Below are 16038 nucleotides of genomic sequence, written 5' to 3' on the forward strand. Positions count from 1 at the left end.
GAGAACCCTCAGGCGGCCCCCAGGTGCGGCACCAGTGCGCCGGTCGGCTGCCCGTTCTTGAGCGCCGCCGTGAAGGCCAGCATGCGGTCAATCGGCTGGCGTGCGCGCGGGATCAGCGCCGGGTCCACATGCACGGCGTTCGCACCGGTCTCCAGCACGCGGGCCACATCGGCCAGGCCGTTCATCGCCATCCAGGGGCAGTGCGCGCAGCTCTTGCAGGTGGCGCTGTTGCCTGCGGTTGGGGCTTCGTAAAACGTCTTGCCGGGGTTGAGCGTGCGCAGCTTGTGCATCATGCCGTTGTCGGTGGCCACGATGAACTCGGTGGCGTCCATCTCGCGCGCGGCTTTGAGGATGGCGCTGGTGGAGCCCACGGCGTCGGCCAGGGCCACCACGTCGGCAGGGCTCTCGGGGTGGACCAGCACCTTGGCAGCCGGGTGCTGCTGCTTGAGCAGCTCCAGCTCCAGCGCCTTGAACTCGTCGTGCACGATGCAGGCACCGTTCCAGAACACCATGTCTGCGCCCGTCTCACGCTGGATGTAGGCGCCCAGGTGGCGGTCGGGCGCCCACAGGATCTTCTGGCCTGCGGCTTTGAGCGCGCTCACGATGTCGAGTGCGCAACTGGAAGTCACCAGCCAGTCCGCGCGCGCCTTCACGGCCGCGCTGGTGTTGGCGTAGACGACCACAGTGCGGTCGGGGTGCTGGTCGCAGAACGCGCTGAATTCGTCGATGGGACAGCCCAGGTCCAGCGAGCAGGTGGCGTCCAGGTCGGGCATGAGCACGGTCTTTTCGGGGCTCAGGATCTTGGCCGTCTCGCCCATGAAGCGCACGCCGCTCACCACCAGCGTCTGCGCCGCATGGTCGCGGCCAAAGCGGGCCATCTCCAGCGAATCGCTCACCAGGCCGCCGGTTTCCTCGGCCAGGTCCTGCAGGTCGGGGTGCACGTAGTAGTGCGACACCATGACCGCGTTCTTTTCCTTGAGCAGGCGCCGGATCTTGTCCTTGAGCGCGACACGCTCAGCCTGGGTGGGCTCGGGCGGCACACGGGCCCAGGCGTGTTTGGTGGAGCAGACGGAGCCCGATGTTGCTTCGTCAGGCTGCTCGTATTCGACGTCGATGCGGTTCAGTACAGCGGTGCTCATGCCAGCTCCTGCAGGCGCATCGAGAAGTCCGTGGCCTTCACGTCCTTGGTCAGCGTGCCGATGGAGATGCGGTCCACGCCGGTCTCGGCCAGTTCGCGCAGGCCATCGAGCGTGACGCCGCCCGAGATTTCCAGAATCGCGCGGCCCGCATTGATGCGCACCGCTTCGCGCAGCATGGGCAGCGGCATGTTGTCCAGCAGCACCATCTTCGCGCCTGCATTCAGCGCCTCGGTCAGCTGCTCCAGGGTTTCGACTTCGATTTCGATGAATTGGGCCTGTGACGCCACCTGCTCGGCAGCGCGCAGCACGGCGGTCACGCCCCCAGCGGCTGCAATGTGGTTCTCTTTGATCAGCACCGCATCGTGCAGACCAATGCGGTGGTTGGTGCCGCCGCCCACGCGCACGGCGTACTTTTGCGCCAGGCGCAGGCCGGGCAGGGTCTTGCGCGTATCGACGATCTGGGCGCGCGTGCCGGCCACCACGTCCACATAGGTACGGGTCTTGGTGGCCACGGCCGAGAGCAGCTGCAGAAAGTTGAGCGCGGTGCGCTCGGCGCTCAGCAGTGCGCGGGCCTGGCCCTCAATCTCCAGCACCACCTGGTCGGGGGCGCAGCGCTGGCCTTCGGTCACATGCCAGGTGATCTGCACCGTGGGGTCGAGTGCGCGCAAGGCCGCTTCGGCCCAAGGGGCGCCGCAGATCACGGCGGCTTCGCGCGCCAGGATGCGCGCGCGGGCACGGCGGGCGGGGTCGATCAGGCCGGCGGTAAGGTCGCCAGTGCCCACGTCTTCGGCCAGGGCGCGGGCCACGTCGGCCCGGGCCAGGGCATCTACATCGTTGTCTCTCATGGGGGTCTTCGCGGGGTGTAACGCTGCTGTCATGGGCCGCGAGCATACCGGGAACGCAAAGGCCACTGTGCCAGCGCAGGCCCGCCCTGCCCGCGCCGCAAACCAATAAGTACACCCAGTATTGGTCGCATAGACTCGCGGCAATTTTTTGGCACCACCGCGCTCCATGACCGCCACCAGCCCTGTTTCTGCCACGCCCTACGGCACGCTGCCGCCTGCATCGCCCCTGCCCCAGCGCCGCCCTGTGAGCCTGCCGCGCCTGGCGCAGATGCGCGCAGCGGGCGAAAAAATCACCATGCTGACCGCCTACGACGCCACCTTTGCGGCCGTGGCCGATGCGGCGGGGGTGGAATGCATTTTGGTGGGTGACTCGCTGGGCATGGTGTGCCAGGGCCTGCCCAGCACGGTGGGAGTGACGCTGGACACCATGGCCTACCACACGGCCAGCGTGGCGCGCGGCCTGCATCGCGTGCAGGGCACCGCCTGGCTGGTGGCCGACCTGCCCTATGGCACCTACGCCGAAAGCCGCGAGCAGGCGCTGCGCAGCGCCTGCGTGCTGATGCAGGCGGGGGCGCACATGGTCAAGCTCGAAGGTGGCGGTTGGACGGCGGCCACGGTCGAATTCCTGGTGCAGCGCGGCGTGCCGGTGTGCGCCCACCTGGGCCTCACGCCGCAGACGGTGCATGCCCTGGGCGGCTACCGCGTGCAGGGCAAGACCGACGATGCCGCCCGCACGCTGCGCAAAGAGGCGCACGAACTGCAGGACGCAGGCGCCGCCATGCTGGTGCTGGAGATGGTGCCCGCCGTGCTGGCCGCCAACCTCACGGCCGAGCTGCCGCACTGTCACACCATCGGCATCGGCGCGGGCAACGGCACGGCCGGGCAGGTGCTGGTGTTGCACGACATGCTGGGCATGAACCTCGGGAAGATGCCGAAGTTCGTGCACAACTTCATGCAGGACGCGGGCAGCGTGCGCGGCGCCATGGAGGCGTATGTGCAGGCCGTGAAACAAGGGCGTTTCCCGGACAACGCTGTACACGCCTGGTAGCCCTTTTCCTTCCTTTCTCTGACCCCTCCGAACCCATGCTGATCGCCCGCTCCATTGCCGACCTGCGCCAGGCCCTGGCCCCCTACCGCCGCCCCGCCTTTGTGCCCACCATGGGCAACCTGCACGATGGGCACATTGCCTTGGTGCGCCAGGCCAAGCCCCTGGGCGATGTGACCGTGGCCAGCATCTTTGTGAACCGCCTGCAGTTCTTGCCGCACGAGGACTTTGACAGCTACCCCCGCACCTGGGAGGCCGACTGTGCACAGCTGCAGGCCGCTGGTTGCGATGTGCTGTTTGCCCCGCGCGAGACGGACCTGTATCCCGAGCCCCAGACCTTCAAGGTGCACCCCGACCCGCAGCTCGCCGACATGCTGGAGGGGCACTTTCGCCCCGGCTTTTTTGTGGGCGTGAGCACGGTGGTGATGAAGCTGTTTGCCTGCGTGCTGGGCGCCACGGGCGGCACGGCCGTGTTTGGCAAGAAGGACTACCAGCAGCTCATGGTGATCCGCCACATGGTGCGGCAGTTTGCGCTGCCCATCGAGATCGTGGCGGGCGAGACCTGCCGGGCGGCCGATGGTCTGGCGCTGAGTTCGCGCAATGGCTACCTGGGCCTGGAAGAGCGGCAAGAGGCCGTGGCCCTGTCGCAAGCTTTGCAGCGGCTGGCGCAGCAGTGGCTGGGCACCGCCCCGAGCGACCGCAACCTGCTGGAGACATTGGCCCTGGACGCCCTGCGCGCACGCGGCTGGGCGCCTGACTACCTCACCGTGCGCCGCCGCGCCGACCTGTTGCCCGCCACAGCCAGCGATGCGGCGGGCACGCTGGTGGCACTGGGCGCCGCGCGGCTGGGCAGCACACGGCTGATTGACAACCTGGAGTTTTGATTAGCTACTAATTTCATAGCTATCAGCGCTTACCCATCGCGCGGCAGGGGCCAAAAAGGCCTCAGACCCCGGATCAAATCCACCCGTTGCGGCCCAGCCACTGCACCAGCAGGCGGGTCACCACCTCGGGCTGCTCCATGGTCAGCATGTGGCCGCTGTCGGGCAGCAGGTGGTGTTCGGCGCCGGGCACCAGCGCCGCAATCTCTGCCGAGCATTCGGGCGGTGTGAGCTGGTCGGCCGCGCCACACACCACCAGCACGGGGCTGGCCACCTGCGGCAGATGCACCCGCGCATCGGGCCGATGGATCACGGCGCGGTTTTGGCGCACCAGGTGGTCGGGGCCCGCGTCCAGCACAAAGTCCAGGTAGGCCTGCACTAGGTCCGTGTTGGCGGCATTCACGGGGTGGAAGGCCAGGGCCACGTTGGGCTCGATGACCTCGCGCACCCGGCCCTGTTCAAACAGCTCAATGGCGCCTTCGCGCAGGGCGCGCATGTCGGGCGTCTCGGGCCGCGCGGTCGTGCCCAGCAGCGCGAGCCCTGCCACGCGCTGCGGCGCCTGGCGTGCGGCCTCCATGGCGACCATGCCGCCCATCGACGCGCCCGCCAGCACCAGCGGCCCCGCGTGCTGCGCCAGCAGCCGGGCGGCAAAGTCCTCAATGCGATGCAAGTTCACATCCTGGTGGGCGGTGGCGACCTCGGGGCGCAGCGCGGCGGGCAGCAGCGGCAGCACGCCGCGCCACATGCGTTCATCGGCGGCCAGGCCGGGCAGGAGCACAAGTTGGGGGGAGTGGGACATGGGTGAATCAAAGCATCACCAAGTTGGTGCGCGATCAGCTAAAGAGAGACAGCCCCGGCAGCGGGGCACGGACCGCACATTGTGAACAGCCGATGACCGCTTGTCACCGCCCCCGGAATAGTTGCCCGCGATGGCTCGGGACTTGCTAGCATGGGCTGCATATGCCCATCCACGCCGCGCTCCACCACGTCACGCATTACCAATACGACCGGCTGGTCGGCCTCGGGCCGCAGACCATTCGATTGCGGCCTGCGCCCCATTGCCGCAGCAATGTGATTTCGTACTCGCTCAAGGTCGAGCCCGCGCAGCACTTCATCAACTGGCAGCAGGACCCGTTTGCCAACTACCAGGCGCGGCTGGTCTTCCCGGAGAAGACGCGTGAGTTCAAGGTCACGGTGGACCTGGTGGTGGAAATGGCGGTGTACAACCCCTTCGACTTCTTCCTGGAGCCCGAGGCCGAGAACATCCCTTTCAAGTACAACAGCGATGTGCAGCAGGAGCTGGCGCCCTACCTGGCCACCGAGCCGATGACGCCGCTGGTGCAGGCGTATCTGGACAAGATCGACCGCAGCAAGCAGCGCACCATCGATTTCCTGGTCAAGCTCAACCAGCAGGTGTCGCAAGACATCCGCTACCTCATCCGCCTGGAGCCCGGCGTGCAGACGCCCGAGGAGACGCTGCAAAAGGCCAGCGGCTCGTGCCGCGACTCGGGCTGGCTGCTGGTGCAACTGCTGCGCCACCTGGGGCTGGCGGCACGGTTTGTGTCGGGCTACCTGATCCAGCTGACCCCCGACGTGAAGGCGCTGGACGGCCCCAGCGGCACCGACCACGACTTCACCGACCTGCACGCCTGGTGCGAGGTCTATCTGCCCGGCGCAGGCTGGATTGGCCTGGACGCCACCAGCGGCCTGATGGCGGGCGAAGGCCACATCCCGCTGGCTTGCACCCCCCAGCCCTCTGGCGCCGCGCCGATTGAAGGCGGCGTGGACAAAGCCGAGGTGGACTTCAGCCACGAGATGCGCGTGACGCGCATCTACGAATCGCCCCGCGTGACCAAGCCCTACACCGAAGACCAGTGGCAGGCCGTGCTGGCGCTGGGCGAGCAGGTGGACGCCGACCTGGTGGCGGGCGATGTGCGCCTGACCATGGGCGGCGAGCCCACCTTTGTGGCCGTGGGCGACCGCGACGCGCCCGAGTGGAACACCGACGCGCTGGGCCCCACCAAGCGCGGCTTTGCCACCGAACTCACGCACAAGCTGCGCGCCGAATACGGCCAGGGCGGCTTTCTGCACTTTGGCCAGGGCAAGTGGTACCCGGGCGAGCAATTGCCGCGCTGGGCGCTGTCCATCTGCTGGCGCTCTGATGGACAGCCCGCGTGGCAGAACCCCGCGCTGTTTGCCGACGAGCGCGACCCCTCGCACTACACCAGCGCCGACGCCGAGCGTTTTGTGCGCCACCTCACGCGCAAGCTGGGCATCACTGATCGCTACATCCAGCCAGGGTACGAAGACACCTTCTACTACCTGTGGCGCGAGCGGCGCCTGCCAATCAACGTGGACCCGTTTGACGCACGCCTGGACGACGAGCTGGAGCGCGCCCGCCTGCGCCGCGTGTTCGAACAAAAGCTCGACAGCGTGGTGGGCTATGTGCTGCCGCTGCAGGCGGGCGTAGGCAATGGCACGCTGGCAGGCAGCGTATGGAGCACGGGGCCGTGGTTCTTCCGCGACGACCGCATGCTGCTCATCCCCGGCGATTCGCCCATGGGCTACCGCCTGCCGCTGGACGCCCTGCCCTGGGTGAAGGCGTCGGACACCGATCACCTGATCCCGCAAGACCCGACTGCACCCCAGGGCCCGCTGGCCGCTGCGACCACGCTGCGTGCGCGGTATTCCGTTCCAGCGGGCCCTGTCACCGGCGACCGCGACCTGCCCTACCTGGCGGGCGCCACCGCACCGGGCGAGGCACGCCGCATGGCGCAAGGCACTGCGGGCGGCGAACACGCGCGCCAGGCAGGGCAACCCGACCCCCATGCGGGCGTGCAGCCCCCGGGCAAGTTCCAGTCGGCCGCAGGCCTGTCACGCACCGCCCTGTGTGTGGAGGTGCGCGACCCGCGCCGCGCCAGCGGCCCCAAGGCCGAGAAGGTGGGCGAGAAGTACGGCGTTTTGTACGTGTTCATGCCCCCGCTGGCACGCCTGGACGACTACCTGGACCTGCTGGCCGCCATCGAGGCCACGGCCGAAGAGCTGGGCATGAAGATCGTGCTCGAAGGCTACCCGCCGCCGCGCGACGCACGCCTGAAGGTGCTGGCCGTGACGCCCGACCCTGGCGTGATCGAGGTGAACATCCACCCCGCCAGCCACTGGAAGGAGCTGGTGCAGCACACCGAGTTTCTGTACCAGGCCGCGTGGGAGACGCGCCTGTCGGCCGAGAAGTTCATGACCGATGGCCGCCACACCGGCACCGGCGGGGGCAACCACTTTGTGATGGGCGGCGCCACACCGGCCGACTCGCCCTTCTTGCGCAAGCCCGAGCTGCTGGCCAGCCTGCTGCTGTACTGGCACAACCACCCGAGCCTGAGCTATCTGTTCAGCGGCCTGTTCATCGGCCCCACCAGCCAGTCGCCGCGCGTGGACGAGGCACGCAACGACCAGCTCTACGAGCTGGAGATCGCCCTGCGCGAGATCGAGGCCAACCGCGCGATCTACGGCCAGGACATGCCGCCCTGGCTGGTGGACCGCACGCTGCGTAACATCCTGGTGGATGTGACGGGCAACACGCACCGCAGCGAGTTCAGCATCGACAAGATGTTCTCGCCCGACAGCAGCACGGGCCGCCTGGGGCTGCTGGAGTTGCGCGCCTTTGAGATGCCGCCCCATGCCCACATGAGCGTGGTGCAGCAACTGCTGCTGCGCGCCTTGATCGCCCGCTTCTGGAAGGCGCCCTACCGCGCCCCCGCCGCCCGCTGGGGCACCGAGCTGCACGACCGCTGGATGCTGCCCACCTTCATCCAGCAGGACATGCACGACGTGGTGGCCGAGATGAACGCCGCAGGCTATGCATTCGACCCCGCCTGGTTTGCGCCGCAGTTCGAGTTCCGCTTCCCGATGGTCGGCACGGTGAAATCGATGGGCGTGGAGCTGACCCTGCGCAACGCGCTGGAGCCCTGGCATGTGATGGGCGAAGAAGGCTCTGCGGGCGGCACCGTGCGCTACGTGGACTCGTCGCTGGAGCGCATCGAGGTGCGCGTGACGGGCATGAATGAAAGCCGCCATGTGGTCACCGTCAACGGCCAGCCGCTGCCGCTGCAAAGCACCGGCACCACCGGCGAGTTTGTGGCGGGCGTGCGCTACAAGGCCTGGAACCCGCCCTCGGCCCTGCACCCCACCATTGGCGCGCATGCACCGCTCACGTTCGACATTGTGGACACCTGGATGAACCGCTCGCTGGGCGGCTGCCAGTACCACGTGGCGCACCCGGGCGGGCGCAATTACGACACCTTCCCGGTCAACGCGTACGAGGCCGAAAGCCGCCGCTTGGCGCGCTTCTCGCGCATGGGGCACACGCCGGGGCGGCTGGCGGTGCCACCTGCGACCATCGAGCTGCCGGGCAGCCGGGAGTTTCCGTTCACGCTGGATCTGCGGCGAAAAATGAGGCCGTAGAGAAGCCCCCCTGAGTCGCCGCGCGCCTTCCCCCCAAGGGGGACGACGCCCTCGCTGCGGGGCGGCCCTTGCTCGGCATCTCTGGCCTGGGCCGTGCCGTTTTCGACGGGGGTGGGTAACCCGCAGAGTGCCGGAGACCAAATACCCGAAAATCGAGTGCAGTGACAAACCCCAACGACCGCCTCTTGCCCACCGACCTCCCCGAAAGCGCGGCCCAGCTGGCTGCTGCGCTGGCGCCCACCGCTGCGGCGGGGCATTTTGACGAGCTGCGGGGCGCTGCGGCCCCCGCGCGCACGGCTCCCACCGACCGCATCGCAGGCGCCACGTCAGCTCCCATTTCAATAGCAAATAACCAAGGCCTGTCGCGCCCATGGGCCGATTTTTTTGAACAACTGGGGCCTGAAGGCTTCCCCGACCTGGATCGGCGCATGGCGAGCCTGCAGCGCCAGGTGCGCGACAACGGCATCACCTACAACGTCTATGCCGACGCCGACGGCCCGCAGCGGCCCTGGTCGGTGGACCTGTTCCCGCTGATCCTGTCGCAGCACGACTGGGCGCTTATCGAGCGCGGCGTGCTGCAGCGCGCCCGCCTGCTCGACCGCGTGATGGCCGATGTCTATGGCCCGCAGGAGCTGCTGCGCACGGGCCTGCTGCCCAGCGCGCTGGTGCAGGGCCACCCCGGCTACCTGCGCCCCATGCATGGCGTGCAGCCCGTGGGCGGCACGCACCTGCCGATTGCAGCCTTCGACATGGCGCGTGACGCGCAGGGCGGCTGGTGGGTCGTCACGCAGCGCACGCAGGCGCCATCGGGCCTGGGGTATCTGCTGGAAAACCGGCTGCTCATCTCGCGCCTGTTCCCCGAGGCGTTCAGCCAGATGCATGTGCAGCGCCTGGCCGCCACCTACCGCGCACTGCTCGACGGGCTGCGGCAGATGAGCCCGGCGGGGGCCGATGCGCGCATCGTGCTGCTCACGCCCGGCCCGTACAACGAGACCTACTTCGAGCACGCCTACTTGGCGCGCTACCTGGGCCTCACGCTGGTGGAGGGCAACGACCTCACCGTGCGCGACGCGCGCCTGTACCTCAAGACGCTGCACGGCCTGCAGCCGGTGCACGGCATCCTCAAGCGCCTGGACGACGAGTTTCTGGACCCGCTGGAGCTGCGCAGCGACTCGCGCCTGGGCGTGCCCGGCCTGCTGCAGGCCATCCGCGCGGGCAATGTGCTGGTGGCCAACGCGCCGGGCTCGGCCTTTCTGGAGTCATCGGCCATGCTGGGTTTCATGCCTGCGCTGTCGCGCCACCTGCTGGGCGAGGAGCTGGCCCTGCCCTCGCTGCCCACCTGGTGGTGCGGCGAACATGCAGCCCAGCAGGCCGTGCTGCCCCAGCTGCCCCACAGCGTGATCCGGCCCACCTGGCCCAGCCTGCAGCGCCCGCCCGTGCTGGGCGGCACCTTGTCGCCGCAGGACCTGGCCCGGTGGACGGAACGCATCCAGGGCCAGGGCGACGAATACACCGTGCAGGCCTACCTGCCGCTGTCGCAGATGCCCACCTGGCGCACCGAAGGCGGTGGTGGCAATGGTGGCGGTGGCAGCCACATCGCCCCGCGTTCGGTGATGCTGCGCGTGTTTGCCGTGTGCGACGGCCCCGGCTCGTGGCGCGTGCTGCCCGGCGGGCTGGCGCGCATTGCCACCGACGAGCGCGAGATCGCCTCGATGCAGCGCGGCGGCAGCAGCGCCGATGTGTGGGTGCAGACCGATGGCCCGGTGGACACCACCACGCTGCTCGCACACAACCAGAGCGCCCCGGCCGTGGTGCACCGCAGCCGCCAGGTGACCAGCCGCGCGGCCGAGAACCTGTTCTGGCTGGGCCGCTACACCGAACGCACCGAAAACGTCACGCGCCTGGCGCGCATTGCGCTGCAGTGCCTCAATGGGGAAGACCAGTCGTCCCAGCCGCTGCTGGCCTGGCTCAGCACCCTGGCCGTGGGCCAGGGCCTGGTGCTGCCGTCGGTGCCGCCCGCCACGCAGGCCCGGCGGGTGTTCGAGCGCTCGCTCATCGCCGGGCTCACCCAGCCCGCGCTGGTCACCAGCGTGGGCTACAACCTGCGCGGCATCCTGGGGGCAGCATCGGCCGTGCGCGACCGCCTGTCGCAGGAGCACTGGCACCTGATCGTGAGCACCGAAGCCGAGTTTTTTGCGCAGCGCCCAAATGGCAACGGCGGCACTGACGACGGCGACTATTCGCCGCTGGAGGCCCTGCGCCAGCTCGAAACCCTGAGCGGCCGCACCGCCGCCATGACAGGCCAGCAGACCGACCGCATGACGCGCGACGATGGCTGGCGGCTGCTGTCCATCGGCCGCCACCTGGAGCGCCTGGGTTTTCTGGCGGCGGCGCTGGAGGGCGGCCTGCAGACCGGGGCAGTGTTCGATGAAAGTGGCTTCGAGGCCATGACGGGGCTGTTTGACAGCACCATCACCTTCCACGCGCAGTACCAGCAGCGGCGCGACATGCCCGCGCTGCTGGACCTGCTGGTGATCGACCGCGACAACCCCCGGTCGCTGGCCTGGGTGGCGCAAACGCTGCGCGGGCGCATTGCCAAGATCGAGGCGGCTGCAGGCACGCCGGGCGAGTCGGCCGCCACAGGCATTCCCGAAGCGTCCGAGCTGTCGCTGGCGACCTTGTGCGCCCAGGACGCCGAGGGCCGGTACGCCGCACTGGAGCAATACCTGGGGGCTTGTGTGCGGGGCGTGATGGGCCTGTCGGATCTGCTGGCCACGCGCTATTTCACCCACTCGGCCGACGCGCTGCGGCACAGCGTGGGGGCTTGAAGTGCTCCCCCCCCTGATTCGCCTGCGGCACCTTCCCCCTCAAGGGGGACGCAGCCCTCGCTGCGGGGCGGCCCTTGCTCGGCTGCCCTGGCCTCGGGCGTGCCGGTTTCACACACAGCCTTCAGTCTCCAAGCCTGGATTCCTATGAAACTGCGCGTCATCCACGAAACGGTGTACCAGTACACGCCCGCAGTGCAGAACGCCCAGCACATGGCCCATTTGCGGCCACGCACCGGTGTGGTGCAGCGCGTGCTCACCCACGCGCTGCAGATCGACCCCGCCCCGGCCCAGTGCGAAGCCACGCAGGACGTGTTTGGCAACACCCGCGCGTTTTTCAGCCTGCCTTTTACCCACGAGCGGCTGCTTGTGCGTGCCGAGACCTTGCTGGAGACCACCCCGCCGCCGCCCGCCCCACCCGGCGAGCCCTGGGAGGCAGTGCGCGAGCGGCTGATCTACCGGCGGGGCATGCCCTACCACCCGGCCACCGAATTCAGCTTTGCCTCGCCCTACATCCCCCGGCACGCCGACTTTGTGGCCTATGCCCAGGCGAGTTTTTCGCCGGGGCGCCCGCTGATGGAGGCAGCACGCGACCTGATGGCGCGCATCCACGCGGACTTTGCCTACACCGCTCACGCCACCGACGCGGGTACGCCCGCACTCGAATCGCTGCGGTTGCGCCGGGGCGTGTGCCAGGACTTTGCCCATGTGATGATCGGCTGCCTGCGCAGCCTGGGACTGGCAGCCCGGTATGTGAGCGGCTACCTGCTGACCGCGCCCCCACCGGGCCAGCCCCGGCTGGTCGGCGCCGATGCCTCGCACGCCTGGGTGTCGGTGTGGTCGCCACCGGCCGGGCAGGACGGCGATGCGCCGGACAGCGCGGCGTGGTGGGACCTGGACCCGACCAACGACCGCGCTGCGGGCGAGGACTATGTGACGCTGGCCATCGGGCGCGACTATGCCGATGTGTCGCCGCTGCGCGGCGTGATCCATGGCGGCGACCACCATGTGCTGCAGGTGGGGGTGACGGTGGAGCCGGTGCCCGAAGCCACGGCCGCTACTGCTGCGGCCGCTGCACTGACTACACCAGACGCACCCCTCACACTGCCGCGGGCACCAGGAAATCCCGGCTGATCCGCGCGCCCAGGTCGTTCACCCGCTCCAGGAACTGCGTGAGGTAGGCATGCAGGCCGTTGGTGAAGATTTCGTCGATGCGCGCAAACTTGAGGTGCGCCAACAACCGCCCCGCATGCCGCTGCGTCTCGCCCGACTGGCTGCTGCCCAGCATGTCGAGGTTGCCCAGCACCTCCTTCATGCAGGCGTGCAGTGATCGGGGCATGTCGGCCCGCAGAATCAGCAACTCGGCCACGCGCTCGGGCGTGATCACGTCGCGGTAGACCTTGCGGTAGGTCTCGAAGCCCGAGACGCTCAGCAGGACGGCGCTCCAGTGGTAGAAGTCATGGTCCTGGTCCTGCGCGGTGGCCGCCCCCATGAAGTCGCTCTGCGCCGCGTGGAACTTCACATCCAGCAGGCGCGCCGTGTTGTCGGCCCGCTCCAGAAACGTGCCCAGGCGCATGAAGTGCAGGGCCTCGTCCTGCAGCATCGTGCCCACCGTGGCACCCCGCGACAGGTGCGAGCGGAACTTCACCCATTCAAAAAAATGCGCCGGGTCGCTCTCCAGCGCGCCACTGGCGATCAGCCGGTTCACCTCCAACCAGGTCTGGTTCTGGATCTCCCAGGCCTCGGTGTTGAGCGCGCCGCGCACGGCCCGCGCGTTCTCGCGCGCGGCCTGCAGGCAGGCCACGATGGACGAGGGATTGGCCGGGTCCTTGACCATGAAGTCGAGCACCTTGGCGGGGTTCACATCGCCGTGTTGGGCGGTGTAGGCGGGCAGCAGTTCGCTGATGGACAGCAGGCCCTGCCAGCCCTGCAGGGCCACGTCGGCGGACTGGGGCAACAGCGCGCTCTGGTGGTTCACATCCAGCATGCGGGCGGTGTTCTCCGCCCTCTCGGTATAGCGCGCCATCCAGAACAGGTGGTCGGCAGTGCGGCTCAACATGGGGATGTCCTTCCTGGGGTCTGTGTCGCTGCTCGCACCAAGCAAATTCCAGGCCCCAACCACCCATACTGAGCAAAAATAGGCGCTACCGCCTGCCCCTATTCACTTTTTTGCTATCTTTTTGATAACAGATGGCGCCACAGGTGCGGGGGCCTGCGGCAGTGTGGCCGCCGTTGCTGCGGGAGCCGCCGGCTGCTGGCCTGCGGCGCGCACCACGTCGTGCACAAAACGGAGCTTGGCGAGTGCCTGCTCGGCCAGGGCAAAAGGGTAGGCATCCAGTTGCCCGAGACTGCGCGTGAGGCTGTTGAGCAACAGCGTGAGGGGCACGAGGTGGCGCAGCATGCTGTCGAAGTCGGGCGCCGGGGAGCCAAAGGGATCGACGGCCCGGCTGTGCTGCGCGCCGTAGATGCCGGGCACGGTGACCTCGGTGGCGTAGCTGGCCGATGTCTCCAGCAGGTCGATCATGTGCAGGTAGTGGGCCCAGGTCTCGGCCCAATCCTCCCAGGGGTGGGCGGCGGCATAGGCGCTGACGTGGTTAGTGGCCCAGTCGCCGCCATCGTTGCCTTTGGCGTAGTGGGCCTCCAGCGCGGCGGCATAGTCCTGGCGCTCATCGCCAAACCGCTGGCGAAAGCCGTCCAGCCACCCGCCGTCCCGCACCAGCTGGTCCCAGTAGAAGTGGCCCGACTCGTGGCGCAGGTGGCCGATGAGCGTGCGGTAGGGCTCGCCCAGCGCAATGCGGCGGCGCGCGCGCTCGTCGTCGTCTGCCTCGGCCACGTTGAGCGTGATGGTGCCGTTGTGGTGGCCCGTGAGCACCGGCGGGCCTCCTGGCTCCTCGGCCAGTAGGTCGAACACGGGGCCGCTGCGCCCGGGCGCGGGCTCCAGGCCCAGGCGCGCCAGGCTGTAGAACAGCCGCCGCTTGGCGCTCTCGATCTGCATCCAGCGGCCCATGTGGGCCGGCTCCGACACATCGGGCATTGACCGGGTCTGGCGGCACGAGGGGCACAGCGCCTGCGCATCGCCAGCGGGCACCGCAAAGTTGCAGGCTTGGTGCTCGGTGTGGTTCTGGCACATGCGGTAAAGCGCGCCGCCCCCGCCTGGCCCCACCCGCTGCCACAGCCCGGGGCCCTGCTGCGGCGCAGGCGCCAGGGCCGCCATGACCAGGGCATCGGGCAAGAACGCCAGCGCATTGCCGCAGTGCAGGCACTGCACGCTGTCAAAAAACACCAGATGACCACAGTGGTCGCAATTGAATACCCGCATATGGATTGAGCTTAACCCCAGACGCCATGCGACAGTGGGCTCAATAGAGGGTCTTCCATGCCAATGGAACTCCAGGCCATGCCGCAATGGCAAAGCCGGGCCCGCTGATTCGTCTTGCCCTTTGCAATGGGGGTGGCTAATGCCAGTGCCCCCGCGCAAGGGCCGCCCCGCCGCGCTGGGGGCGTCCCCCTCCCAGATTGCGAAGCAATATGAGAGAGGGGTGAAGGCGCGCTGCGCCTCAGGGGGTGTCCTCGCTTACGGCCGCACAACAATGCTGTTACGCACTTCGCGCACATGTTTGGTGTTGCGAGCGATGCTTTCGGCCTGGTTCTTCTCGGCCTGCGACTTGGCAAAGCCCGACAGCTGCACCGTGCCGTTGAGTGTCTCCACGCTGATCGAGCTGGCCGATACGTTCTTGTCCTCGACCATCTTGGCCTTGATGGCAGTGGTGATGCCCGCGTCGTCCACATAGGAGCCCACGGTCTGTTGTTCGCGGGCCACCGAGCAGCCCGTGGCCGTGACGATGGTGATGCCGGCAACAGCGGCGAAAGCGAGGGCACGTGCGTATTTCATGGTGTTTTCCTTGTACAAGAATGGTTGGGAACGCGGGTGCAGGAACATGTGCAGTCTACCGGTCTGTGGCACCCTCCGTCACCGGTGGACTGTGGAGAAAAGCCGGGCCTTCGCCCGATGGCGCCGTGCTCAGTGGGTGCGGCGGCGGCGGGACAACCACAGCGCCAGGGTGGCCACGGCGGCGCCCGATGCAGCGGCAATCACCAGCGACTTGCCAGGCTGTGCTGCCACATAGCGCCCGGTGGCATCGGCGGCATGCTGGATCTGGCGGCGCGCACGGGCGCTGGTGTCGGCGCAATAGTCAATGCTGCGGGCCGCCAAGTCCTGGGCGCGGGCGGCCAGGTCGTCGATGGCGGGGTCGGCCCGACGGCGCAGGGCGCGCACCGTGTCTTCGGCCTGGTCCAGCGATTGGTCTGCTGCAGCGCGGGTGGCCAGCACGGCGTCTTGCGCGCTTTGCAACACGTTGTCGGCCAAGTTGCGGGCGTTGTCGGTCAGGTTGTGGGTTGCGTTAGAAAGGCTCATCAAAAGCTCCTTGGAAGCATGTATTGGGGTGATGCGGGTGATGGCCGCCGCTGCGGCCGGCAGGGATGGGTGCGGGGACCTACCCCTTCTTGAGCAGGCCCAGGACAAAGGTCACCACGGCCATGATCACAAACACGAAGAACAGGATCTTGGCGATGCCCACGGCGCCAGCGGCGATACCGCCAAAGCCAAAGAGCGCGGCGACCAGGGCGATCACCAGAAAGACGACTGCGTAGTGCAACATTTTTTCCATCTCCTTGTGGGTGGCCGGAACACCGGCGTTGGGATGGCGTGAGAACCTCAGCGCCTGCACTCCACTGTAGGCAGCAGGCCCTCCCACAGCTGCCGGTGCCCGGCGCGCGCGACTGTCGGCGCCTCTGCGGCGGCGCTGTAGGACAGAACGCCACAGCCGGCCAGTGCAGGCGCGCGAC

At 68.2% G+C, this 16038-nt stretch carries 13 protein-coding genes; 5 read left to right on the plus strand and 8 right to left on the minus strand.

All coding sequences use genetic code 11. From position 1 onward, the window contains the following. Positions 1-8 precede the first annotated feature (8 nt). Both nadA and nadC read right to left on the minus strand, forming a co-directional pair. Positions 9-1139, minus strand: coding sequence for a quinolinate synthase NadA (nadA, locus tag CBY09_RS19850; protein ID WP_094291301.1), 1131 nt, complete (start codon positions 1137-1139; stop codon positions 9-11). Then, positions 1136-1984, minus strand: coding sequence for a carboxylating nicotinate-nucleotide diphosphorylase (gene nadC / locus CBY09_RS19855; protein ID WP_205734178.1), 849 nt, complete (start codon positions 1982-1984; stop codon positions 1136-1138). Before nadC ends, nadA begins: the two co-directional genes overlap by 4 nt. Before the next feature lie 166 nt (positions 1985-2150). Here nadC and panB point away from each other — a divergent pair, with 166 nt between their 5' ends. Then, positions 2151-3032 (plus strand): 3-methyl-2-oxobutanoate hydroxymethyltransferase, encoded by an 882-nt coding sequence (gene panB / locus CBY09_RS19860; RefSeq protein WP_094291303.1) that lies wholly within the window; start codon positions 2151-2153, stop codon positions 3030-3032. 35 nt (positions 3033-3067) lie between these two features. Continuing rightward, positions 3068-3913, plus strand: coding sequence for a pantoate--beta-alanine ligase (gene panC, locus CBY09_RS19865; protein ID WP_094291304.1), 846 nt, complete (start codon positions 3068-3070; stop codon positions 3911-3913). Positions 3914-3986: 73 nt separating this feature from the next. On the opposite strand, the gene CBY09_RS19870 is transcribed toward panC, so the two are convergent. Continuing rightward, entirely contained in the window at positions 3987-4709 is a 723-nt protein-coding gene (locus CBY09_RS19870) for an alpha/beta fold hydrolase (protein WP_094291305.1), read from the minus strand. Between the two features lie 161 nt (positions 4710-4870). Between CBY09_RS19870 and CBY09_RS19875 the strand changes: the two genes are divergently transcribed. The 3 genes from CBY09_RS19875 (at position 4871) to CBY09_RS19885 (ending at position 12327) form a co-directional block, all read left to right on the plus strand. Beyond that, positions 4871-8368 carry a transglutaminase family protein gene (locus tag CBY09_RS19875; RefSeq protein WP_094291306.1) on the plus strand — a complete coding sequence of 1166 codons (3498 nt, stop codon included), beginning with the start codon at positions 4871-4873 and terminating at the stop codon, positions 8366-8368. A gap of 161 nt (positions 8369-8529) precedes the next feature. Next, entirely contained in the window at positions 8530-11196 is a 2667-nt protein-coding gene (locus CBY09_RS19880; protein ID WP_094291307.1) for a circularly permuted type 2 ATP-grasp protein, read from the plus strand. Positions 11197-11340: 144 nt separating this feature from the next. After that, positions 11341-12327, plus strand: a complete 987-nt coding sequence (locus CBY09_RS19885; protein WP_094291308.1) for a transglutaminase family protein — start codon at positions 11341-11343, stop codon at positions 12325-12327. Here the strand turns inward: CBY09_RS19885 and CBY09_RS19890 are convergent. From CBY09_RS19890 to CBY09_RS19910, 5 genes are all read right to left on the minus strand, one after another. Further along, positions 12293-13252 carry an alpha-E domain-containing protein gene (locus CBY09_RS19890; RefSeq protein ID WP_094291309.1) on the minus strand — a complete coding sequence of 320 codons (960 nt, stop codon included), beginning with the start codon at positions 13250-13252 and terminating at the stop codon, positions 12293-12295. The genes CBY09_RS19885 and CBY09_RS19890 overlap by 35 nt on opposite strands. Positions 13253-13354: 102 nt before the next feature. Then, on the minus strand, positions 13355-14512 hold the full coding sequence (locus CBY09_RS19895) for a zinc-binding metallopeptidase family protein (protein ID WP_094291310.1): 1158 nt from the start codon (positions 14510-14512) through the stop codon (positions 13355-13357). Between the two features lie 255 nt (positions 14513-14767). Further along, positions 14768-15085 carry a BON domain-containing protein gene (locus tag CBY09_RS19900; protein ID WP_094291490.1) on the minus strand — a complete coding sequence of 106 codons (318 nt, stop codon included), beginning with the start codon at positions 15083-15085 and terminating at the stop codon, positions 14768-14770. Positions 15086-15214: 129 nt separating this feature from the next. Then, positions 15215-15607 carry a hypothetical protein gene (locus tag CBY09_RS19905; protein WP_094291311.1) on the minus strand — a complete coding sequence of 131 codons (393 nt, stop codon included), beginning with the start codon at positions 15605-15607 and terminating at the stop codon, positions 15215-15217. A 79-nt stretch (positions 15608-15686) separates the two neighbouring features. Beyond that, positions 15687-15851, minus strand: coding sequence for a DUF1328 domain-containing protein (locus CBY09_RS19910; RefSeq protein WP_082836264.1), 165 nt, complete (start codon positions 15849-15851; stop codon positions 15687-15689). Positions 15852-16038 lie beyond the last annotated feature (187 nt).

This window comes from Acidovorax kalamii (genome assembly GCF_002245625.1).
GTDB classification, from domain to species: Bacteria; Pseudomonadota; Gammaproteobacteria; order Burkholderiales; family Burkholderiaceae_C; genus Acidovorax; species Acidovorax kalamii.